Origin of the sequence: Mesorhizobium sp. M0296 (assembly GCF_040321675.1) — a bacterium.
Taxonomy (GTDB): Bacteria; Pseudomonadota; Alphaproteobacteria; order Rhizobiales; family Rhizobiaceae; genus Mesorhizobium.
The window spans coordinates 1-519 of record NZ_JAMYRZ010000116.1 but is presented as its reverse complement, the minus strand read 5'-3'; the positions used below and the strand labels follow the sequence as shown (position 1 = coordinate 519).

The window sequence follows — 519 nt, the reverse complement described above, 5'->3', positions numbered from 1 at the left end:
GCGGCTCGAGGAAAGCTATCCGTATCTCATCTTGGACGCGCGCTACGAGCGGGCTCGCGAGGCGGGCGTGATCGCCAGCCAGGCGGTGCTGGTGGCGATCGGCGTGGATTGGGAGGGCCGGCGCCAGGTTCTGGGCGTGGAGCTGGCCAACCGGGAGAGCCATTCGAGCTGGCGCGAGTTCGTGACGGGGCTCAGGAATCGCGGGCTCGCCGGCGTCGAGTTCGTCGTCTCCGACGACCATCCGGGGCTCAGGGCGGCAATCCGCGAAGTGCTGCCCGAAGCGGTCTGGCAGCGCTGCTACGTGCACTTCCTCAGAAACGCGCTCGACTACGTGCCGCGCAAGGTCGACGACGATTGCCTGATGGAGCTCAGATGGTTCTACGACCGGCGCGACCTTGCCGAGGTCAAACGCGACCTGGCGCAGTGGATCGCCAAATGGCAGGCCAAATACCCGAAGCTGGTCAACTGGGTGGAAGATAACATCGAGGAGACGCTGAGCTTCTATCGGCTGCCGCTAGC

At 65.3% G+C, this 519-nt stretch carries 1 protein-coding gene; it reads left to right on the top strand.

The features are described from left to right. Positions 1-519, top strand: a 519-nt coding sequence (locus NKI97_RS35435; RefSeq protein ID WP_352838616.1) for an IS256 family transposase, incomplete at both ends; no start/stop codon positions are given.